The sequence below is a fragment of the Chryseobacterium camelliae genome (assembly GCF_030818575.1).
Taxonomy (GTDB): Bacteria; Bacteroidota; Bacteroidia; order Flavobacteriales; family Weeksellaceae; genus Chryseobacterium; species Chryseobacterium camelliae_A.
In genome coordinates this window covers 2449745-2470265 of record NZ_JAUTAL010000001.1, presented here as the reverse complement: position 1 = coordinate 2470265, position 20521 = coordinate 2449745, and the positions used below count along the sequence as shown (strand labels likewise).

Sequence of the window (20521 nt, the reverse complement as noted above, 5' to 3'; positions counted from 1 at the left end):
GATTTGGTATAACAAATATAATATTTTTGGTTGTTTGCGAAGAAAATTTCATTAGCCATTACTGCTGTACAACTTTAAAAAATGATGTTCCTGCTGCATGGTCCATATTACTGGCGTGAGCCAATATCGCGCTCCCGCTGATCCCCGCTGATCATATGGGTCAGTTCGTTACAGTACTGAATCTTATTATCTTCAATATGAAACTCAGCGATCACCTGAATTACCGCAGTCCTGTTCTCAACAGTTGTTATATTGACGATATGACGGGTAAAGACGATATGATTTTCCTGGACAATCGTTTTGAAATCTATTGAGATGCCTTTAATGGACTGTTTCTGGATTCTCATATGCCTGCAGAACCGTTCGTAATCAAGTTCCTTTCCATCGACGTACTGTCTGTAATTCTTGCTGAAATACTGGTCAACCGTAGCCTGGCTGTAATGTAAATCTTCAACCACGGCTTTAAAACTGTCTTTAATTAAATCTTTATAATTGATCATTTGTCTGGCTAAGGGTTAGGGTAGGGAGATTAGAGATTTATTCCGACTGAGTATTTGTTCCGGCGGTTATTTTATTTCCCTTTATATTGGGCAGGAATGCCGTAATGATGCCCATCAGAGGTAAAAAGGCACATATTTTAAAGACATATTCAATGCTGGTATCATCTGCAATGGCTCCCAGTACAGCAGAGCCGATACCTCCCATACCGAACATGAATCCGAAGAAAAGTCCTGCAACCAATCCGATTTTGTTAGGCAGCAGATCTGTGGCAAACACCAGAATCGCCGAAAATGCGGAAGCAATGATGAGTCCTATTAATACAGCAAAAGCTACTGTCCAGAATAAACTCAGGTAAGGGAGGCAAAGTGTGAAAGGAGCTGCTCCCAGGATGGAAATCCAGATGATTTTCTTCCTTCCGTAGCGGTCGCCCAGTCTTCCTCCCAATAATGTGCCTACCGCCACCGAAGCCAGGAACATAAACAGGTACAGCTGGGAATCCTGCACTGAAACATGGAATTTATCAATGAGGAAGAACGTAAAGTAATTCGTCATGGAAGCCAGGTAAATGTATTTCGAAAATACAAGAGCGAGAAGGACGCTGATGGAAAACATGATTTTTCTTCGTGACAACTGAACAGTGATCACAGTATCTGAATGTGAAACTTTCTTCTTAAAGGATAGCCTTTCAGCATACCAGTTTCCGATCCTCCATAATACAATAATACCAATCAGTGCAGCTACAGCAAACAGGCCTACATAACCCTGACCTAAAGGAAGGACAATCAGAGCAACGAGCAGAGGTCCTATTGCACTTCCAGAATTTCCGCCTACCTGAAAGATCGATTGAGCAAGCCCTTTCTGTCCGCCTGATGCTAACTGGGCAACCCTGGATGCCTCCGGATGAAATACTGATGAGCCCATCCCGATAAGTGCAACCGAAATGAGAATAACGTAATACTGATGTGCTGCCGCCAACAGCAGCAATCCGGCCATCGACAAACCCATACCAATCGCCAGTGATCTCGGATTGGGCTTTTTGTCTGTATAATAACCAACGAAAGGCTGAAAGATAGATGCCGTAAGCTGAAATACCAGAGTGATCATCCCAATCTGAGCAAATGACAAACGGAATTCACCCTTCAGGATAGGATACAGTGAAGGGATGGTAGATTGGATAAGGTCATTCAGGAAATGCGAGAAACTGATCATAAACAGAATAGGGTAGACTATTGCTGTGGTCTGTACGGCATGGGATTTTGAATTTTCCATAATGTAAATGTTTATATTCATCATATCATCTGATGAATTTGATTAAAATTTTTAATATATTCTGTCCACAATAAATTGAGCAATGCGGGCAGCTGTTTCAGAATCTTTCTTTTCAATAGCTTCGTAAAGATCTGTATGGATTTTCTGTGAAAGCTTGAAAAATTCCACTTCATTTTTATGGCTTACTTCAAAAAATTTCATCAGATGCCTGCATGCTACGCTGTAAATTTCTTTTAAAAGCCTATTGCCGCAAGATTCGGCTATCGCCGTATGAAAATTGATGTCAGCCTGATAACATTCCGAGGCATTATTTTCGTCGGCCAGCCTGCCCCTGTCATCTAAATATTGTTTAATAGTCTTCAGATCTTTTTCGCTGCGATAAAGAGCGGCCTTCGCTGCTATTTTTGCATCCAGTATAGAACGGACTTCCTGGATTTCTGCAGCATTGGATTTCTGCATCTGAGAATCCAAAGATTCTTCAGCATTCCTTGACATGATAAATGTCCCAACACCCTGCTGCACCTGTAAAATCCCTTGTATAGATAAGATTTTTATCGCTTCCCGGATGCTGGAGCGGCCGACGCCATAGATTTTCATCAGCTCAGGTTCAATAGGCAATTTCTCACCCACTGCATAGTCACCATTAAGAATCTCATTCGTTAAACGGTCGGCTACTTCCTGTGCTAATGTCTTTTTAAGGATTTGCATATATTTATATCATCATATCATCTGATGAGTGCAAAGATAGTAATTTTTTCGGATAGGATAAAGACATTTTTATATTTAAATAATGTTAATTCCAGATCAAACATATTTAACTTATCATTTGCTAATATAAATTAATCAGTAATCAATTTAAATCTGATTTATAAAAATCTAGTTTTAGAATTAATCAACTTGATTTTTTAATTATATTCTCAATAAATAATCAATTATATCTCATTATAATGAATAAATAAATTGTAAATAGACTGCTGGAAGTGCATATTTGTGTTAATTTCAAGCTAATATTTGCGATATAAATATCTGTAAATGAGTATTATAATGGGAAATAATAATTTGGATAGTTAAAGTTTGTTAAAATATTTATTTCATACTATTTTGAATTATAAAAGAAATTATCTTTGAAATGTTAACAAATAAAATGTTCTATTTATGAAAAACTTTAAAAAACTTACAAGAGAAAATTTAAGAGGTATAAAGGGGGGACGCGCTTGCTCTATCGCTATACAGGGTAGTGATGGACAATGGACTACGCGTACTGGTACTTGTCAGCCTGTTGGGCCTGTTGCCGGTGTTGGTTCTTCTTATTGCGAAACTGGATTAGGGAATATCAATTTAAGTTCAAATGGTGGTGTATCACACTGTAATGATTAATTAACTTTTAAAATAAAATTAATATGAGTAATTTAAAAAAACTTACGCGAGAAAATTTAAGAAATATAAAAGGTGGACGTGCTTGTTCTGTAGCTATACAGGGTAGTGATGGAACATGGGTAACTAGAGAGGGGACTTGTGATGTCTCTTTTGTACCTGTTGGGATGGGGCAGTCAAGTTCACCTGTAGCTTATTGTAATACAGGCCTTGGCTACCATCCTGTTACATCAAACGGAGGAGTATCTCGCTGTAATTAGATATTATCAAATAAATAGAAAAGGATATTTAATATTCTTTATTAGGAGGTATAAAGACCTCCTTTTTTATATTACATTTTTTATGAAAAATTTTAAATTACCATTAATCCTATTGATTTTTTACTCAGTATTTTCTTGCTCAAAAAAAGATAAGCAAACAATTATCAGGGGCTGCATTCCAAATTTGCCTGATGGTATTTTATATTTGTACAAAGATGATTCATCACAAAGAATCGATAGTGTTAAAACTGTCAATGGCTCTTTTGGTATAATTCATCATTGGAAAAGTACATCTATTCCCACTTATCTTGGAATTGATCATATAGATCAAAAAGGGATTTTACGCTCATTCAACTTTCCAACTAATGCGAATTACAAGAAAGGGAAATGGGAATCTCAGTTTTTTATGAGTGATTCTTTAATTCTAATAAATGGTACAATTAAAGATTTCAATTTAAAAGATATAAAGCTTCCAGAAAAATACAGACTGGTTACAAGTCCTGGAATTAAAGCAGGTAGGCAAACAAATGCATTATTTAATATTGATGGAGATCTGTTTGAAAATGTTAATTCCAAGACTATTCAGATTATAAAAGAAAAAATAATTCAATACCCTGATTCTTATCATTTACTGTATAAGATTAATGAAAATAAAAATAGTTTTTCAGCAGAACAGGTTGAAGATTTCCTAAAATCTTTTAAAGGAGACATCGTCGGAAGTAATATTTATAAGAATCTTGATACTTATAATAATAAAAGGTTTAACGAAAATAAAATCTCTCTTCCTTTACTTGAAAATAACAACGGCTCTAGGAAAGAAATTATAAATAAAAAATTTAATAAGCATCTGATAATTTTCTGGGCTAGCTGGTGTGCCCCTTGTCGACAGGAGATTCCTGTTTTGAAAAAACTATATTCCTTATATCATAATGATGTTGAATTCGTTTCAATATCTATTGATACAAATAAGCCGTCTTGGTTTAAAGCATTAAAAGAAGAAGATATGAAGTGGAAACAATTAGTGATAAATAATCTATCGGAAAAGGAAGCTTTACAAATTCGTTTTAAGCTTAATCAAGCGATACCTTATAACGTTTTAGTTGATAATAAATTAAAAATATTATCCTCATTCACTGGTTTATCAACTGAGAATGAGTTAGAAAAATTGATTCAGAAATGAAAAATATACTATAAAAGTGAATATATTTAAGACAATAATAATATAATCAATGCAGTAAACATCGAACCACCAAAAAACAAAAAACCTCACAACGAGAAGTTGCAAGGTTTAGTGAGCGCGAAAGGATTCGAACCTTTGACCGTCTGCTTAGAAGGCAGATGCTCTATCCAGCTGAGCTACGCACCCTAAAAGTTGTTGAAAAAAGTCGGGGCGGCAGGATTCGAACCTGCGACCTCCTGGTCCCAAACCAGGCGCGATGACCGGACTACGCTACGCCCCGAATATAGCTTTGAAAAGCGGAGGGTAAGGGATTCGAACCCTTGCGACACTTTCGCGTCGACAGTTTAGCAAACTGCTCCGTTAACCACTCCGGCAACCCTCCTGTAACTTTATTTTCTAATGATCGTTATTCCGTTATTGCGAGTGCAAATATAGAATAGTTTTCCTTACATACCAAATAATTTTCAGGAAAAATTTGTGTATTTTTGAGGTATATAAACGACCAAAAATAAGACTGATGCGTAAAACATTATATATCATAGGATTAAGTGCTGTGGTTTTTTCCTGTACTTCCCAGCAGAATGTTAAAAAAACTGCATACAAGCGTAAAACACCGGTAACACAGGCAAAAACAGCCGTTACAACCCAGCCTCAGGCGAAACCGAAGCCCCAAATAACTACAGACCATGGCGTGGAATTTTATACCACCAATATTGCTGATATTACCAAAAATGACAACACCATCAGTTACGGATCCATCGTCTCTGCAAAACCCGCAGGTTACAAGGTCACCAAAACCTATTTTCCTGCTATAGCACAAAATTTCAGACAGAAATACCTTATCCTGCATTACACGGCTCTGCCGGAAGATAAATCCATCACCGTGCTGACCCAGCAGGCGGTTAGTGCCCACTATCTGGTCAACGATAAAGAAGACAACCAGATATATCAGCTGGTGGATGAAAATAAGCGTGCTTACCACGCAGGGATCAGTTCATGGAGAAACGATAAAAACCTTAATGATACTTCAATAGGCATTGAGATCGTTAATAACGGATATACGGCAGACAGTACGGCCCGAAGGATTTTCGTGCCATTTAGCGAGGATCAGATTAAAAAAGTGGCAGCCCTGGCCAAAGATATTGTAACCCGGTATCAGATTCCGCCAACCAATGTGCTGGCTCATTCTGATATTGCCCCGACCAGAAAACAGGATCCGGGCCCGATGTTCCCCTGGAAAAAACTCTACGATGAATATCAGATCGGAATGTGGTATGATGAGGCTACGAAAAAAACCTATTATGACCTTGCGTTGGTAGAATTTACCACACGCTACAATGAACCTGCCTTCATCTTCATGATTCAGACAGCATTACAAAAATTCGGATACGGCGTTGAGCCGAGCGGAAAATGGGATGATGCTACCAAGAAAACCATAGAAGCATTCCAGTATCATTTCAGGCCTCAGAATTATGATGGAATAATGGATGCGGAAACCTGGGCTATCCTCCAGGCGCTGAACGTTAAATATCCTAGAAAATAAAGTACTCAAAGCGCATCGTTCGATGCGTTTTTGTTATCTTTACAATACTAATTTTAAATGCGAAAAATGGGAGATTTCAGAAAAGAAAGCGATCTGCTGGGAGTGCTTGAAGTGCCTGCGGATGCTTATTACGGAGTTCAGACCCAAAGGGCTATCGATAATTTTAAAATCTCAGGACAGCTGCTTTCTTCATATCCGGAATTCATCAGAGGGCTGGCTTTTGTAAAAATGGCAGCGGCAAAGACCAATTATGAACTGGGACTGCTGGATGAAAGCCTGTATTTTAAAATAGTTGAAACCTGTCACGAAATTATTGCAGGCCGTTTCCATGAACAGTTTCCCGTGGATATGATCCAGGGAGGCGCCGGCACATCGATTAATATGAATGCCAATGAGGTCATCGCCAACAGGGTGCTGGAAAAAATGGGCAAGGACAAAGGACAGTATGAATTCTGTTCTCCCAATGACCATATCAACCTTTCCCAGTCTACCAATGATGCCTATCCCACAGCCATCAAAATGGGGCTTCTTCAGATGAATGCAGTTCTGGTGGAAAAACTTCAGAAAATTGTAGGGGCATTCCGCGACAAAGGAAATGAATTCAGAGGAATCATCAAAATGGGAAGGACGCAGCTCCAGGATGCCGTTCCGATGACCCTTGGACAGGAGTTTGAAGCTTTTGCCGCTACGCTTGAAGAAGATATTTCCAAGCTGAACAATAATGCCGGACTTTTTGTTGAGGTCAATATGGGTGCTACTGCTATCGGTACCGGGCTTAATGCTCCGGTTGGCTATGCAGCATTATGTGCGAAAAACCTGGCCGAAATTACCGGGTATCCCGTAGTATCAGCACCGGACCTGGTAGAGGCCACTCCTGACACCGGTTCGTATGTGATTTATTCTTCTGCCTTGAAGCGTCTTGCTGTAAAGCTGTCTAAAATCTGCAATGATTTAAGGCTTCTTTCTTCAGGTCCGAGAGCCGGGCTTTTTGAAATCAACCTTCCACCAATGCAGCCCGGATCTTCCATTATGCCTGGAAAAGTAAACCCCGTGATTCCGGAAGTGGTCAATCAGGTGTGCTTTAAAGTGATTGGAAACGATTTAACGGTAACTTTTGCCGCAGAAGCAGGCCAGTTGCAGTTGAACGTAATGGAGCCGGTATTATCCCATGCGATTATGGAGAACATCCATTTCCTATGCAATGCATTGGACACCCTCCGCGAAAAATGTATTGTGGGTATTACGGCCAATAAAGAAGTATGCCTCAATATGGTTAAGCACAGCATAGGAATTGTAACCGCACTGAATCCTTACATTGGATACAAACAATCTACAGCGATTGCGAAAGAATCCCTGGAAACCGGAAAAAGCGTCTACGATCTGGTCCTGGAAAAAGGAATGCTTTCCCAGGAAAAGCTGGATGAAATTCTCGATCCTTCGCATATGCTGAAGCCACATAACAAATAACAATAACAGGATTTGAATGGCGGTCAGTTCTTACTTAAACCGGCAGCTATTCATCTCCAATATGACACTTATCCTTTTACTGTGAGGTTTTTAATTATTATTCCTGCCCATAACGAAGAGAACAACCTGGGCTTTACCCTGAAAGCATTGCAGCAGCAAAGCTATGGGGATTTTAAGATTGTTGTGGTGAATGACGGGTCCACAGACCGTACTTCAGATATAATCAGCCAATTTACCGATACTGATAGCCGTTTCGGAACCATCAGCCTTGAAAAATCCGGTCATCAGCCGGGTTCCAAAGTGGTTAGGGCATTTAAGAAAGGGCTTGAAACACAGAAAATGGAAGACTATGGCATCATCTGCAAATTTGATGCAGACATCATCCCTCCTGAGCATTACCTTGAGACGGTTGCAGAGGCATTTGAGAGACATCCTGATTATGGTCTCGTAGGCGGATTACTGTATGTTGAAAAAGAAAACAATTGGGTATACGAGGGTAATTCCAACAGGCATCATGTAAGAGGTCCGGTAAAGGCTTACCGTAAAGAATGCTTTATGGCCATGGGAGGCCTGAGAGAAACACTTGGATGGGACAATATAGATTCCATACTGCTTGAACATCTGGGCTGGAAAGAAATAGTACTGCCTGAACTGCATGTAAAGCTGATCAAGACCAAAGGTGCGGATTATACCATAAGGCCTGCCGAATATTACGGTAAATACTTTTACTTTTTAGGCCTGAACAGGACCCTTGCCTACATTGCTTCGCTGAAAGAAGCATTTAAAAGCAGGTCGCCTGCTTTTTTAATACAGATTATCAGGGCTTATGAAAGATGCCGTTCCGGTAGAGAAACACTAAAAATATCGCCTGAAGAGCAGAAGGCGATCAATGAACACCGCTGGAATGCCCTTAAGAAAAAGTGGCTGAAAAGTTAAAGGGATTTACGAATAACCGCAATAGAATTTACATTGAAAAAACTCGCCTACATAGAACTGGATACCCATGCGGAAATTGCACAAAACTTTGCGGATGTGATGCAGGGTTCCACAGAGTTTACCATTGACTACTATTTTTCTGAAAAAATATACCGCCAGTTCAGTACCGTGGAAACAGAGAATATGATCCTGTCAGACAGTTCCCTTATCCTGGATCAGCTAAAGACGAAAAAATATGACCTGATCATTATAGGCACGGTCCACCGGTATTTTAATACCTTTAAAACCCTTACCGAGCGCTACCGTACAGCAATCATTGTGCATAACCTTAATTTTTCCGTGGCTTCCTCTTTCGTTTTGCTGAAAAGCATATTCAGTGCAGACCGTATTTACCGCCTGAAATTATTCCTTAAAGAAGGCCTGTTGCTTGCAGGGAAAGTGTATCAGGCTGCGGAAAAACTTCTGGTACTCGATCCGGCTTTATCATCCGGCCGGTATCTTTACCTGCCCCTGTTTTACACAAAGGGAATTCAGCGTTTGGAAGATAAAATCCTTACGATCGTAATTCCGGGAGGGGTTTCACAGCAGCGCAGGGATTACCGCAGGGTTTTTAAGATGATCAGAGAATGGGAAAATACTTTCCGGAACGGTAGTGCCCCTGCTCAGCCTATAGAATTTGTTTTCCTGGGAAAGGCACCAGGATCTTCACTTCATGATCTTACCGATCTTGAAAGGTCTTTGGAAAATATATCCATCCGTTATTTCAGGGAAAGGGTCTCTCGTGCTGATTTCGAAGCCTGGATGCAGAAAGCGGACGTTTTGTGGTGCCCTGTACAGAGAAAAACTGAATTCTTCAGTCAGGAAGAACAGTATGGTACCACCAAGATGACGGGAAACATAGGCGATGCCATTACTTACGGCAGGCCCGCGGTATTTCCTCCAGGATATCCTTCTTCACTTGGATTTATTGTGCCGGAGGAGCAGGGCCTCCTGCAGCAGCTGAATCATCTTAAACAATATGATTTCGATTTTGAAAAGTACTACAGTCTTAAAAAGATCCGCACCGATCTGGAAAATCTTTTGAAAAACCTGACTACCTGAATTTAAGCAGGCTTTTGATGAACTTTGCGTTGATGTAGTCTTCTACGGGAAATATTTTGGTAAAGTAGTTTCCGGTAAAAATCAGGATTAGAACAACAGCCGGTTTGTAAATGAGATTGATGAAATTATTGTCGGCATTCGGTAAAATAATCGCCACGGTAATCGCCAGAGTACAGATAATTGAAACGAAGATCATTTCAATAGACAATGGGGAAACCTTAAACATCAGGTAATTGAAAACAATTTTTATGACGTTATAAGCCGTCAGGGAAATCGCGGTAGATAATGCGATACCGATTAGTTTCAGGTCCGTGTGTTTCAGGAAATAGAGGTTCAGGACAATGGTTAATCCCGCCAGTAAAAGCATCACCACAATATTGAATTTATAATATTTGGAGAGTGAGATAATGTTTCCGTTGAACCCTGTGGCCAGGTCCACAAGCACAGCAGATCCCCAGATCCAGATCACCGGTTCGTATTCTCTTAACAATACGCCGTTTTTAGGCATGAAATGAGTAAGGTAAGGGAATCCGACCATAATACATGAAAATAAAACAGCACCTAAAAAGTAAAGCGTTAAAGATGTCTTTTTATGAAACCGGTCCAGTCCTTCCATGTCACCGTCAATCAGGTTTTTACTGATGATCGGTGCAGAAATATTAAACAGGCCCAGCTGGGGGATGGAAATCAGTGAAATCAATGCATAAAGCGTTGAATAAATACCGTTTTCCTCCATACCTAAAAACTCTCCGATCATGAAATTATTGATGGCAAGATAATTTCCAAAAGTTCCTAAAAAGCCAAAGAAACTATAGGCTGCAAATTCCTTGTAGAAATCATCTTTTTTAAAATAATCTGTACTAAAATCAAATCTGATCTTTTCAAGTTTGTTTGTATAGAAAGCATATCCGGCAAACATAAGTACAAACATTCCGAAAAAGAAAATCAATGCAGTGTTTTCAGGGACGGTTGAATTTTCGGCATATCTCGAAGCCAAGTACATAAAGATCAGAAAAGATCCCAGATTAGCGATTTTCGGAAAAAGGTTATCGAAAATATTTGAGACAACGATTCTTTTATAGTTTGAGATATACTTATTGAAAATAGCACAGAATGAAAGCATTAAAGTAAGAGGAAGGATGATTCCCCTGCTGTTCCAGGCTTTGGTATTCTTAAATCCGGGAAAAAAATAAGGAATAAGAAAAAAAACAACCAGAAAAATGATAAAATTGATAAACACTGCCGCCAGAGAAAGAGATAGCATGTTTTGCCGCTTTCCGTCTTTATCTGTTTTTGGGAAAAATTTTACATTGGCATAAGAAATCCCGAAAACAACAAACGGAACAAGCATTTCAGCAGTAGGCATGATATATCTGAGGGTACCGTAGAACGTCAGATTATTCATGAAAATAAAAATTGAGACGGTACCTAGCAGGAAACCGACATAACCAATAATAGAATACTTAAACCCTTGTCTTGCTACTACACTCATTTTTACTGGCTTTTAGGGGTGAAAATAATATTATTGATGTATTCTTTTTTGTTTTTTTCATCATCTGAATTATCGTGCAGGATGGTCTGGGTGAGCTTTTTCAGCGTAAATGTATCACGGTCCAGGTAACAGGCTTCGTATCCCCAGCTTTCAATAAGAGCAATTTCATCCCATACCGGTGTATCATGATGCCTCTGTTCCATTTCTACCATAAGGGTGGGAGAGAAGCGGGCAATGGTATTTCTGGCCCCGGCCAAGGTCTTCATTTCGTTGCCTTCCACATCAATTTTAATAAAGTCAAGACGCTGAATCGGCAGCTGAGCTGTCCAGTAATCCAGTTTTACTACGGTGACATTCTCAGTATGGCTTTTCTCTTCACCCTTCTCCTTGTATGATGTATTCAGGGTTCCGCGCGATGCAACTTTCTGCCCGTTGATGACCGGCACTTTAAAGGTAGCCGTGGTATTTTCATCAGAGAGTGCTACCGGAAAAATCCTCATGTTCGGGAAAAGTCTCATAAGCCTTTTATGAAGAGCCTCATTAGGCTCAAAGCCGAAAATATTCTCATGCTGAAGATGATCTTCCAACTGATACAGAAAAGTGCCTACATTGGCTCCTATGTCAAAAATTACGGCATCTGCGGAGAGATATTCTTTAATCCATACCAGTTCCGGTTCTACATTACGCACTGAAAAGTTGTTCCGGCTGAGCTGGGAAATGTTTTTAAAGAACCTTTTTTTATAAAAAGCAGGACTTATGTACTGGAGTTTTTCCGCAATTCTTTGGTATAGGGACATATTTAGCCTTTTAACTGGCAGCAAAGATAAACAAAAATGCCAAGAACTGTTAAAGCATCCTTGATATTGCATCAATGTTGCATGCTGTTCAAATGCGATCAGAATTTGTATTTTCCCGCCTGACCCATCAGGATAAAGCAGCATTCAGAAAGTCATTGAGAGGCTTCATGGTTTTATAAATTCCGGCCAGGTTTTTCACGGACTCCACATTCAGGAGTTCTTCATCTTTCAGGTCATATACGACGATAAAGTTTTTGAGCTTAAGGAATTCTGCCATCGGATCATCTTTCTCAAAACCCTGCGGGACCTTCACCAGTTTGCTTTCCTGATCCAGTTCCGGGAAATGTTTTTTGAAATCCGGGTTATTGAGGATCGTAAGGAATTCATCGCTGTATAAAGATATTTCTTTGCGGATCAGTTTCAAAACACCAGCGTCCGGCATGTAGATTCCGCCGGCCATAAAAGATTTTCCGGGTGCTATATGAAGGTAATAGCCGGCTTTCTGGTTTCCTTTCCCCATGCCCATAGAAGCCCCGAAATTGGTTTTGTACGGAGACTTGTCTTTTGAAAATCGTGTATCCCGGTAAATTCTGAACAGAGCCTTCTTGACATCGGTTTTAGCCTGTTCTTCATCAAAAAGGGCCATTTCCATGACCAGATCCTCCAGGAACTCAATGATGTTTTCTCTGGACTGTGTATACAGATCTTTATGGTCATTAAACCATTCACGGTTATTGTTCCGGGTTAATTTTTTCAGGAAGCTGAAAGTATCCGGGGCAAGTTTTGCTGGCATAATATTTTAGTGTTTATATCAAATATAAGCAAAAAGATGATGAATATGAATGACTAAAGCATGTTTTAATTGATGCTTATAATAACGTTATTATTAAATTAAACATAAAAAAATACATCTTTTTTTGCGGATAATTTATAAGTATTTCAGGAAAGAGATGTTAAATTACCATTAATGTAACATCAAATTAAATGATATTCAAATATTAATTGTATCTTTGCAAAAATTTTAAAATATTTAATGAATTTATTTACGGAGACCAATTTAAGTCCTGACATTCTAAAGGCAATTGGCGAAATGGGTTACGAAAGCCCGACAGAAATCCAAAAACAGACTATCCCTTTTATTCTTTCAGATATCCGCGACTTGATCGCACTTGCGCAGACTGGGACAGGCAAAACAGCAGCATTTTCGCTTCCGATTTTGGATATGATTGACGATACGAGTCGCAAAATCCAGCTATTGGTGCTTTGTCCGACACGCGAACTATGTCTTCAGATTACAAAAGACATTAAAAATTACTCCAAATACATGAAAGACATCAAAACTACAGCAGTTTATGGTGGAAGCAGTATTATGGACCAAATGAGATCCCTTAAGGACAAGCCGCAGATTATTGTAGGAACTCCGGGAAGGGTGATCGACCTTATCAACAGAAAAGCACTTGATTTTTCTGCTATTCACTGGCTGGTTTTAGATGAGGCCGATGAAATGCTTTCCATGGGATTCAAAGACGAACTGGAAACTATTTTAAGCGAAACGCCTGAAACCAAGCAGACTTTCCTGTTCTCTGCCACCATGAGCAAAGAAGTGGAAAGGATTTCAAAAAATTACCTCACAAAGCCGCACAGAATTTCGGTAGGCTCCATTAACGAGGTTAAGAAGAACATCAAACACGAATATTATGTTGCCGGGTACCGTCAGAAAAAAGAGGCATTAAAGCGTCTTATTGATTCTAACCCAAACCAATATTCCATTATTTTCTGCAGGACCAGAATGGAAACCCAGGAGGTGGCCGATTTCTTAATGCAGAACGGTTACGCAGCAGATGCGCTTCACGGAGACCTTTCCCAGGCGCAGAGAGACACAGTGATGAAGAAATTCAGGCTGAAAAACATCGACATCCTTGTTGCAACGGATGTAGCTGCAAGAGGACTGGATGTAAACTCTCTAACCCACGTGATCCACTATTCTTTACCGGATGATCCTGAAGTTTTCGTTCACAGAAGCGGAAGAACAGGTAGAGCAGGAAAAGATGGGATTTCAATCTCCCTGATCAAACCTGAAGAAAGCAGAAAGCTGAAGCAGATTAAAGCGGTTACTAAAATTGAAATCAACGAAGGGAAAATCCCTACCGGAGATGAGATCATCAAAGCTCAGGTAGCAGGTGTTTTCGAAAGCCTTTTTGAAATCCACGAGGATTTCTTCGAGTTCGATGATTCCCTGATTCCTGATTTGTCAGCATTCACCAAAGAAGAGCTTGCGCATAAATTACTTCAGTTCCAGCTAAAAGACCTTGCCCTGTACTACAAAGACAGACATGATCTTATGGAACAGAAACTGAGCAGCAGAGACGATGACAGAGGTTCAAGAAGAGACCGTGAGAGAGGCAGAGACCGTGACAGAAGTGAACGCAGCGACAGAGGAGAAAGAAGAGACCGTGGAGGAAAGCCGAGAAAACCGAACGAAGACATGGTGCGCTTTTTCTTCAATCTGGGTAAAAAAGACCAGCTGAAGAAACTGGATATACTGGATATCATCAATAAAGCTACCTCTGGAAAAAGCAAGAAAAGAGCAGAGATCGGAGATATTGAAATCCTTGAAAAATTCTCTTTCTTCGAAGTGGAGAAAACATTTAAGGATAATGTACTCAGCAACATTCCTTCCATGAAATTTAAAGGTAAAGAAATGAGGGCTGAAGTAGCCAACTAAATCTTTAAAAAATATAATAAGAACCAGCTTTTAGCTGGTTTTTTCTTTTGATAATCAGGCGGTAGTGTAATGTTAACAAAACTTAATGTTGTATTCTTCCGTGTCAGGTCCTTTTTTAAGAAATTTGCACAAAATTATAAAAACGATACAATGGGAATTGGTAATATTTTCCACGCTTTTCAGCCCAAAGATAAAATCTTTTTCGTCCTTTTTGAAAAGGTAACAGAAAACCTGGTGGCTATGTCTGAAGAATTCAACAACGGCATCAAGGATTTTGATCTTAATGATGATACCATGTTGAAGAAAATGAGTGATTACGAGCATAAGAATGACGAACTTACGCATGAGATCTTCGTAGAGCTGGGGAAGAATTTCATCACACCTTTCGATAGAGAAGATATCCATACGCTGGCTACCGGACTGGATGATATTGCCGATTACATCTATGCTTCCACGAAATATATTTTCCTGTACAAGTCTCCGGAAATGAAGGCTTATTCAGATTTCTCGCTGCTGATCCACAAAGCTTGTCTTGAGATCCAGATTGCGATGAAGAACCTTAAAGGCTTCAAGAATATGGAGCAGGTAAAGGAAGCGTGCATCAAAGTAAATTCCATTGAAAATATTGCGGATGACCTTCTTTCCAATTCTATGGTAGAACTTTTTGAAACCAATGATGCCATCAATATCATCAAAGTTTCATCCGTACTTAATTATCTTGAGGTAGTAACCGACAAAGCGGAAGATGTTGCCAATACAATTGAGAACATCATGATTAAATACGCTTAAAAGAATACAACAGAAATGGAATTTCCTATTTTACTTACGGTTATTATTGCTTTAGCCCTGATCTTTGATTATATCAACGGTTTCCACGATGCGGCCAATTCAATTGCAACCATAGTTTCTACAAAAGTTTTAACGCCTTTCCAGGCTGTTCTCTGGGCAGCACTCTGGAATTTCGCCGCTTTCTTTATTGCCGCTTACATCATCGGTGAGTTTAAGATCGGTAACACGATTGCCAAAACCGTTAATGAAAATTTTATTACCCTTGAAGTGATATTTTCCGGATTGGTAGCCGCTATTGCCTGGAACCTGCTTACATGGTGGTTCGGGATCCCTTCATCCTCTTCCCATACGCTGATCGGAGGTTTTCTCGGAGCAGCCCTGATGCACGCTTTCATGATGGATTACCATGAGGTTGTCGCTGCGCAGCCCGGACTTGGATTTTGGGATACGCTTAAAGAAGCCGCTCATCAGGTAACGACCCAGAGTGTGGTGAAGTTTGACAAAGTAATCCCTATATTCCTGTTTATCTTTATGGCACCGATCATCGGGATGATTATTTCCATCATCATTACGCTGATCATTGTGCATCTGTATAAAAGGTCAAACCCGCATAAGGCAGACCAGTCTTTCAAAAGGCTGCAGCTGGCTTCTTCAGCACTGTTCAGTTTAGGGCACGGTCTTAATGATGCCCAGAAAGTAATGGGGATCATCGGGGCTGCCCTGATCTACTACCATGTGAATATGCTCCAGGATCCGATCTACCTGAACATCCCTTCTGCAGAGCGTTTTGATTATTTTGCAGAGCATTACCTTTGGGTACCTCTTGTTTCTTTCCTTGCCATTGGCTTGGGAACGATGAGTGGAGGCTGGAAGATCATTAAAACAATGGGTACAAAAATTACCAAAGTAACATCGCTGGAAGGCGTAAGTGCCGAAACAGCCGGAGCCATCACATTGTTTATTACAGATCACTTCGGTATACCGGTATCTACCACCCATACGATTACCGGATCCATTATTGGGGTGGGATTAACTAAGAGGGTTTCTGCCGTAAGATGGGGGATTACCGTAAGTCTTCTTTGGGCATGGGTATTAACCATTCCTATTTCCGCTATCGTGGCCGGGATAACTTATCTCTTGGTAGTATTTCTTTCTTGACACAAATTTAAATATCAAACAAAAAACTTTGTCCATCTGGGCAAAGTTTTTTCGTATAAGTAGTTTTGACTGGTGATATACACTTCTTTTAAAAAGTGAAAGTTAAGCCGATATGCAAAAGGAAATGACAAGCGGTTGGCTATCATGTTTTTTTTGCCATAATAAAATGATCAAAGTATGATTTTCAGAAGATTTTTTGATTATAAATGTTATTAAATGCTTCTTTTGGGTTCTTTAAAAATCGTATTTTTGCTTAAACGATTAGATTGTATGGAATTTTTAGACCGATATCAGCAGATTGTTGCTGAAGCTATTGCCAGATATACCTTTAAAGACAAGCCGGCAGAGCTGTATGAACCCATGAACTACATCATTTCACACGGAGGTAAACGGCTCCGTCCTATTATGGTGCTCATGGCATGCGATTTATTTGGCGGCGATCTTAGGCAGGCCATTAAACCGGCACTGGCTATTGAGTTTTTCCATAATTTTACGCTGATCCATGATGATATCATGGACGAAGCACCATTAAGAAGAAATAAGCCCACCATTCATACCCTGCACGGGATTAATGTGGGAATCCTTTCCGGAGACGGACTGATGCTGAAAGCCTATAAGTTTTTTGAAGACCTGGAACCCGATATTTTTAAAGCCTGCATCAGGATCTTTACCCATACCGGACTGCTTTTATGCGAAGGTCAGCAGTATGATATCAACTTTGAAACCCAGGAAGATGTTACCTTTGATGATTACATCAGAATGATTACCTATAAAACGGGGGTATTAAGCGCTTCGTCATTTGAAATCGGTGCCCTTATTGCCAAAGCAGATTTTAAGGATGCTAAAGCAATATTCAACTTTGGGAAACATATTGGTATTGCCTTCCAGATCATGGATGATTACCTGGATGTTTTCGGAGACCAGGCACAGTTCGGTAAAAAACATGCCGGAGACATCTACGAAAACAAGAAAACCGTGCTTTACCTTCTGGCGAAAGAACATGCGACAGAGGAGGAACGTAAGGAACTTGACTATTGGTATTCCAAAAAAACGGACAATATAGATAAAGTTTACGGAGTAGAAAAGATATTCAGGAGAGCAAAGGTAGACGAAAAGGCCCTGCGCCTGATTGAAAAGCATAACGAAATAGGACAGAGCTACCTCGAAAAAATTGATATACCGGAAGAAAAGAAAAAGCCGTTTGCAGAACTGGCGAATTATCTCTTGAGAAGAGAGAGCTAATCTTGTTTTGAGAATGGAGCAGCCTCTCATTTTTACAGGGTAAAAATTACAGAATAAAATAATGAAATTCCGTACTGAAGTAGAATTTAGGGAATCCCAGAAGAAGATTCAGGTTGAAGATAAAATATTTTCAATCGGTTCCTGCTTTGCTTCGGAAATGTCGGACCTGTTCCGCCGGGGGCAGATACAAACGCTTAGCAATCCTTTCGGGACTATATTCAATCCCTTTTCTATTGCGAATGCTGTAAAACGGCTGCACGATTCTGAATTTTATACAGAAGAAGATCTGATTGTCTTTAACGAGGAATACATCTCGCTGGACCACCATACAGGTTTCGACAGCCGGTACGTCCATCAGACCCTGGATAAGATTAATCATCATATTACGGATGGAAACCAGTTCCTGCAGGAAACGCGCTGGGTACTCATTACGTATGGGACTAATCGTTTATTTATGAGTTCCTGCCAAAACAGAAGCTGGTCGCCAACTGTCACAAAATCCCGCAGAAATTCTTTGAGAAGAGGCTGCTGACCCACCAGGAAATTGTTGATGCCATCTACAATACCGTACTAAACCTTGATGATATCTGTAAGGACGATGTACAGATCCTGTTTACCGTATCTCCGGTACGCCATACCAGAGACGGCATGGCTGAAAACCAGCTGAGCAAAGCCAAGCTTATAGGAGCAGTCCATGAAACCATTGAGCAGTTTGACAACTGCCATTATCTTCCTGTGTATGAGATCATGATGGATGACCTGAGAGATTACCGGTTTTATAAAGAAGACATGATCCATCCCAGCCTTCAGGCGGTGATGTATATCTTTGAAAAATTCGGTGGCGCATGGTTTGCGGAAAACACGAAAACATTCATCAAGGAAAATTTCAGCATCCATAAGGCTCTGGCTCATACAACAGCAGATGAAAAAGACCCGAAGTATATTGAATTCAGAGAAAAGCTGACCCTCAGGATAGATCAGCAGCAGAAAAAAGTAAAACATAAAATATTCCTGTAGACAAGTATGCCGGCAATAAAAAATATAGAAGGATTAACAATAGACCAGGTCAATCAGGAGCTGGCTAAAGGGGCAAAGTTCATTATGTTTTCCTACACGATATCCATTATCTTTCTTACAGTGAGGAAAAGAAGTGATATTTATTTCATCAAAGCTGGTGAATCCACAGCATCTTACAGCTGGAAATACAGTCTGATCAATTTCCTTTTCGGATGGTGGGGAATTCCTTTCGGCCCGATCTTTACGATTGGAGCATTATACACGAATTTTACCGGAGGAAAGGATGTCACACAGGATGTACTCAACCAGGCTAATTTATAGTACTATTCTGGGATTGGAATATTTTAAGCTTACGTGATGATTGATTTTACGACCCTTGATTACCTGAAGGAAGGAAATGAAACTCAGAGACGGGCATATGAAGTGCTGACCAGGCACCGGATTTTTGAAAAATTAAAAGAGTACTCACCTGTTTTGGCCGGAACCGTTCCTATCGGGATCGATGTAGAAGGAAGCGATCTGGATATTATCTGTCAGGTAGATCTTACCTGTGAAGAAGATTTTTTAGATGAGCTGGCGTTGAAAAAGATTGTCCCTCCATATGTGGAAGTAGCTGTTGAGACTATGGTTATCAACGGAGAGAGATCCATTGTTTTAAATTGCATGCTGGAAGGTTTTCCTGTTGAGATTTTCGGACAGGATATACCGCCGATTCGGCAGAATGCTTACCTTCACATGCTTGCTGAGTACCGTATTTTAGAAGAGAAGGGGGACGGTTTTAAACAAGAAATAATACAATTAAAGAAACAGGGCATCAAAACAGAACCCGCTTTTGGGCTGTTGCTGGAATTGGAAAATCCTTACGAAGACCTGTTAAAATTTTAAAGAAATGATTGATACACATACGCATTTATATGCAGAAGAATTCGATGAAGACAGGAAAGAAGCTATTCAGAGGGCTGTAGACAAAGGAATTACAAAGTTTTACCTGCCCGCAATAGATTCCGGATCTCATGTCAAAATGCTGGAACTGGAAGCGGAATATCCTGGAAAAGCTTATGCAATGATGGGATTGCATCCCTGCTATGTTAAGCCTGAAAGCTGGGAGGAAGAATTGCAGACGGTTAAAAATTATCTGGACAGCAGGAATTTTCCGGCTGTGGGTGAGATCGGTATCGACCTGTATTGGGATAAAACCACGCTGGACATCCAGATAAAGGCCTTTGAGAAACAGATCGACTGGGCTATAGAAAAAGACCTTCCAATCGTAATCCATACCAGGGAAAGCTTTGATGAAACGTTTGCAGTTCTGGAAAGAAAAAGGCACCCGAAACTGCGTGGGATTTTCCACTGTTTTTCCGGAATGCTGGAGCAGGCAAAGCATGCCATAGAGCTCAATTTCATCCTTGGAATCGGTGGAGTGGTCACATTCAAGAATGGTAAGATCGATCAGTTCCTGCGTGAAATCCCTTTAGAAAATATCGTTCTTGAAACGGATTCTCCTTATCTAGCTCCTGTGCCGCACAGGGGTAAAAGAAACGAAAGCAGTTATCTGGATCTTATTGCCGGTAAGCTGGTGGATATTTACGGAAAAGACTTTTCGGAAATTGACAGGATTACGACGGAGAATGCAGTCAAAATCTTCGGTTAATCACAGATAGATCTTCAGA

Annotated in this window: 20 protein-coding genes, 3 tRNA genes and 1 pseudogene; 15 read left to right on the top strand and 9 right to left on the bottom strand. The window is 40.1% G+C overall.

The genetic code is table 11. From position 1 onward, the window contains the following. Window positions 1-107: 107 nt before the first annotated feature. From QE404_RS11275 to QE404_RS11265, 3 genes are read right to left on the bottom strand one after another with little or no spacing between them, the layout of a single operon-like run. Window positions 108-500 carry a hypothetical protein gene (locus QE404_RS11275; RefSeq protein ID WP_307450512.1) on the bottom strand — a complete coding sequence of 131 codons (393 nt, stop codon included), beginning with the start codon at window positions 498-500 and terminating at the stop codon, window positions 108-110. Window positions 501-537: 37 nt separating this feature from the next. Beyond that, entirely contained in the window at window positions 538-1770 is a 1233-nt protein-coding gene (locus tag QE404_RS11270) for an MFS transporter (RefSeq protein ID WP_307450510.1), read from the bottom strand. Window positions 1771-1821: 51 nt separating this feature from the next. After that, window positions 1822-2478 carry a FadR/GntR family transcriptional regulator gene (locus tag QE404_RS11265; RefSeq protein WP_307450508.1) on the bottom strand — a complete coding sequence of 219 codons (657 nt, stop codon included), beginning with the start codon at window positions 2476-2478 and terminating at the stop codon, window positions 1822-1824. Window positions 2479-2925: 447 nt separating this feature from the next. Between QE404_RS11265 and QE404_RS11260 the strand changes: the two genes are divergently transcribed. From QE404_RS11260 to QE404_RS11255, 3 genes are all read left to right on the top strand, one after another. Beyond that, a complete protein-coding gene (locus QE404_RS11260) occupies window positions 2926-3147 on the top strand; it encodes a bacteriocin-like protein (RefSeq protein ID WP_307450506.1) in 222 nt (73 codons plus the stop codon). Window positions 3148-3170: 23 nt separating this feature from the next. Beyond that, on the top strand, window positions 3171-3404 hold the full coding sequence (locus tag QE404_RS19380) for a bacteriocin-like protein (protein ID WP_409013974.1): 234 nt from the start codon (window positions 3171-3173) through the stop codon (window positions 3402-3404). Window positions 3405-3486: 82 nt separating this feature from the next. After that, window positions 3487-4584 (top strand): TlpA disulfide reductase family protein, encoded by a 1098-nt coding sequence (locus tag QE404_RS11255; protein WP_307450504.1) that lies wholly within the window; start codon window positions 3487-3489, stop codon window positions 4582-4584. Between the two features lie 112 nt (window positions 4585-4696). On the opposite strand, the gene QE404_RS11250 is transcribed toward QE404_RS11255, so the two are convergent. The 3 genes from QE404_RS11250 to QE404_RS11240 form a co-directional block, all read right to left on the bottom strand. Beyond that, window positions 4697-4770: transfer RNA gene (locus tag QE404_RS11250), tRNA-Arg, on the bottom strand. Between the two features lie 19 nt (window positions 4771-4789). Next, window positions 4790-4864, bottom strand: a tRNA-Pro gene (locus QE404_RS11245). Window positions 4865-4881: 17 nt separating this feature from the next. Further along, window positions 4882-4966 (bottom strand) — tRNA-Ser (locus QE404_RS11240). A gap of 135 nt (window positions 4967-5101) precedes the next feature. On the opposite strand from QE404_RS11240, the gene QE404_RS11235 reads away from it, so the two are divergent. The 4 genes from QE404_RS11235 to QE404_RS11220 all read left to right on the top strand — a co-directional run bounded on the left by QE404_RS11235 (window position 5102) and on the right by QE404_RS11220 (window position 9631). Next, window positions 5102-6127 carry an N-acetylmuramoyl-L-alanine amidase gene (locus tag QE404_RS11235; protein ID WP_307450503.1) on the top strand — a complete coding sequence of 342 codons (1026 nt, stop codon included), beginning with the start codon at window positions 5102-5104 and terminating at the stop codon, window positions 6125-6127. Between the two features lie 66 nt (window positions 6128-6193). After that, entirely contained in the window at window positions 6194-7594 is a 1401-nt protein-coding gene (gene aspA / locus QE404_RS11230) for an aspartate ammonia-lyase (RefSeq protein WP_307450501.1), read from the top strand. Between the two features lie 81 nt (window positions 7595-7675). Further along, window positions 7676-8530 carry a glycosyltransferase gene (locus QE404_RS11225; protein ID WP_307450499.1) on the top strand — a complete coding sequence of 285 codons (855 nt, stop codon included), beginning with the start codon at window positions 7676-7678 and terminating at the stop codon, window positions 8528-8530. A gap of 33 nt (window positions 8531-8563) precedes the next feature. After that, entirely contained in the window at window positions 8564-9631 is a 1068-nt protein-coding gene (locus QE404_RS11220) for a hypothetical protein (protein WP_307450497.1), read from the top strand. Here QE404_RS11220 and QE404_RS11215 read toward each other — a convergent pair. The 3 genes from QE404_RS11215 to QE404_RS11205 form a co-directional block, all read right to left on the bottom strand. Further along, a complete protein-coding gene (locus tag QE404_RS11215) occupies window positions 9624-11123 on the bottom strand; it encodes a lipopolysaccharide biosynthesis protein (protein ID WP_307450495.1) in 1500 nt (499 codons plus the stop codon). The two genes, QE404_RS11220 and QE404_RS11215, sit on opposite strands and share 8 nt — an antisense overlap. A 2-nt stretch (window positions 11124-11125) precedes the next feature. Further along, entirely contained in the window at window positions 11126-11920 is a 795-nt protein-coding gene (locus QE404_RS11210; RefSeq protein WP_307450493.1) for an FkbM family methyltransferase, read from the bottom strand. A 127-nt stretch (window positions 11921-12047) separates the two neighbouring features. After that, window positions 12048-12713, bottom strand: coding sequence for a DUF2461 domain-containing protein (locus tag QE404_RS11205; protein ID WP_307450492.1), 666 nt, complete (start codon window positions 12711-12713; stop codon window positions 12048-12050). 240 nt (window positions 12714-12953) lie between these two features. Between QE404_RS11205 and QE404_RS11200 the strand changes: the two genes are divergently transcribed. The 8 genes and pseudogenes from QE404_RS11200 to QE404_RS11165 all read left to right on the top strand — a co-directional run bounded on the left by QE404_RS11200 (window position 12954) and on the right by QE404_RS11165 (window position 20502). Further along, on the top strand, window positions 12954-14645 hold the full coding sequence (locus QE404_RS11200) for a DEAD/DEAH box helicase (protein WP_307450490.1): 1692 nt from the start codon (window positions 12954-12956) through the stop codon (window positions 14643-14645). Between the two features lie 150 nt (window positions 14646-14795). Beyond that, complete coding sequence (locus tag QE404_RS11195) at window positions 14796-15434, top strand: DUF47 domain-containing protein (protein ID WP_307450489.1); 639 nt, start codon at window positions 14796-14798, stop codon at window positions 15432-15434. Window positions 15435-15449: 15 nt separating this feature from the next. After that, window positions 15450-16592: an inorganic phosphate transporter gene (locus QE404_RS11190; RefSeq protein WP_307450487.1), complete on the top strand. Its 1143-nt coding sequence runs from the start codon at window positions 15450-15452 to the stop codon at window positions 16590-16592. A 270-nt stretch (window positions 16593-16862) separates the two neighbouring features. Then, a complete protein-coding gene (locus QE404_RS11185) occupies window positions 16863-17834 on the top strand; it encodes a polyprenyl synthetase family protein (RefSeq protein WP_307450485.1) in 972 nt (323 codons plus the stop codon). A gap of 61 nt (window positions 17835-17895) precedes the next feature. Next, window positions 17896-18851 (top strand): annotated as a pseudogene (locus QE404_RS11180) (GSCFA domain-containing protein). A 6-nt stretch (window positions 18852-18857) separates the two neighbouring features. Beyond that, a complete protein-coding gene (locus tag QE404_RS11175) occupies window positions 18858-19172 on the top strand; it encodes a hypothetical protein (RefSeq protein WP_307450481.1) in 315 nt (104 codons plus the stop codon). 36 nt (window positions 19173-19208) lie between these two features. Next, window positions 19209-19736, top strand: coding sequence for a DUF4269 domain-containing protein (locus tag QE404_RS11170; protein WP_307450479.1), 528 nt, complete (start codon window positions 19209-19211; stop codon window positions 19734-19736). Window positions 19737-19740: 4 nt separating this feature from the next. Further along, on the top strand, window positions 19741-20502 hold the full coding sequence (locus QE404_RS11165; protein ID WP_307450477.1) for a TatD family hydrolase: 762 nt from the start codon (window positions 19741-19743) through the stop codon (window positions 20500-20502). Window positions 20503-20521: the final 19 nt, after the last annotated feature.

Bases quoted from the DNA above. Each gene is read 5' to 3' on its own strand.
- QE404_RS11170 (WP_307450479.1), top strand. From the start codon at position 19,209: ATGATTGATTTTACGACCCTTGATTACCTGAAGGAAGGAAATGAAACT.
- QE404_RS11195 (WP_307450489.1), top strand. From the start codon at position 14,796: ATGGGAATTGGTAATATTTTCCACGCTTTTCAGCCCAAAGATAAAATC.
- QE404_RS11255 (WP_307450504.1), top strand. From the start codon at position 3,487: ATGAAAAATTTTAAATTACCATTAATCCTATTGATTTTTTACTCAGTA.
- QE404_RS11190 (WP_307450487.1), top strand. From the start codon at position 15,450: ATGGAATTTCCTATTTTACTTACGGTTATTATTGCTTTAGCCCTGATC.
- QE404_RS11215 (WP_307450495.1), bottom strand. From the start codon at position 11,123: ATGAGTGTAGTAGCAAGACAAGGGTTTAAGTATTCTATTATTGGTTAT.
- aspA (WP_307450501.1), top strand. From the start codon at position 6,194: ATGGGAGATTTCAGAAAAGAAAGCGATCTGCTGGGAGTGCTTGAAGTG.
- QE404_RS11175 (WP_307450481.1), top strand. From the start codon at position 18,858: ATGCCGGCAATAAAAAATATAGAAGGATTAACAATAGACCAGGTCAAT.
- QE404_RS11275 (WP_307450512.1), bottom strand. From the start codon at position 500: ATGATCAATTATAAAGATTTAATTAAAGACAGTTTTAAAGCCGTGGTT.
- QE404_RS11235 (WP_307450503.1), top strand. From the start codon at position 5,102: ATGCGTAAAACATTATATATCATAGGATTAAGTGCTGTGGTTTTTTCC.
- QE404_RS19380 (WP_409013974.1), top strand. From the start codon at position 3,171: ATGAGTAATTTAAAAAAACTTACGCGAGAAAATTTAAGAAATATAAAA.
- QE404_RS11165 (WP_307450477.1), top strand. From the start codon at position 19,741: ATGATTGATACACATACGCATTTATATGCAGAAGAATTCGATGAAGAC.
- QE404_RS11260 (WP_307450506.1), top strand. From the start codon at position 2,926: ATGAAAAACTTTAAAAAACTTACAAGAGAAAATTTAAGAGGTATAAAG.
- QE404_RS11270 (WP_307450510.1), bottom strand. From the start codon at position 1,770: ATGGAAAATTCAAAATCCCATGCCGTACAGACCACAGCAATAGTCTAC.
- QE404_RS11185 (WP_307450485.1), top strand. From the start codon at position 16,863: ATGGAATTTTTAGACCGATATCAGCAGATTGTTGCTGAAGCTATTGCC.
- QE404_RS11210 (WP_307450493.1), bottom strand. From the start codon at position 11,920: ATGTCCCTATACCAAAGAATTGCGGAAAAACTCCAGTACATAAGTCCT.
- QE404_RS11265 (WP_307450508.1), bottom strand. From the start codon at position 2,478: ATGCAAATCCTTAAAAAGACATTAGCACAGGAAGTAGCCGACCGTTTA.
- QE404_RS11205 (WP_307450492.1), bottom strand. From the start codon at position 12,713: ATGCCAGCAAAACTTGCCCCGGATACTTTCAGCTTCCTGAAAAAATTA.
- QE404_RS11200 (WP_307450490.1), top strand. From the start codon at position 12,954: ATGAATTTATTTACGGAGACCAATTTAAGTCCTGACATTCTAAAGGCA.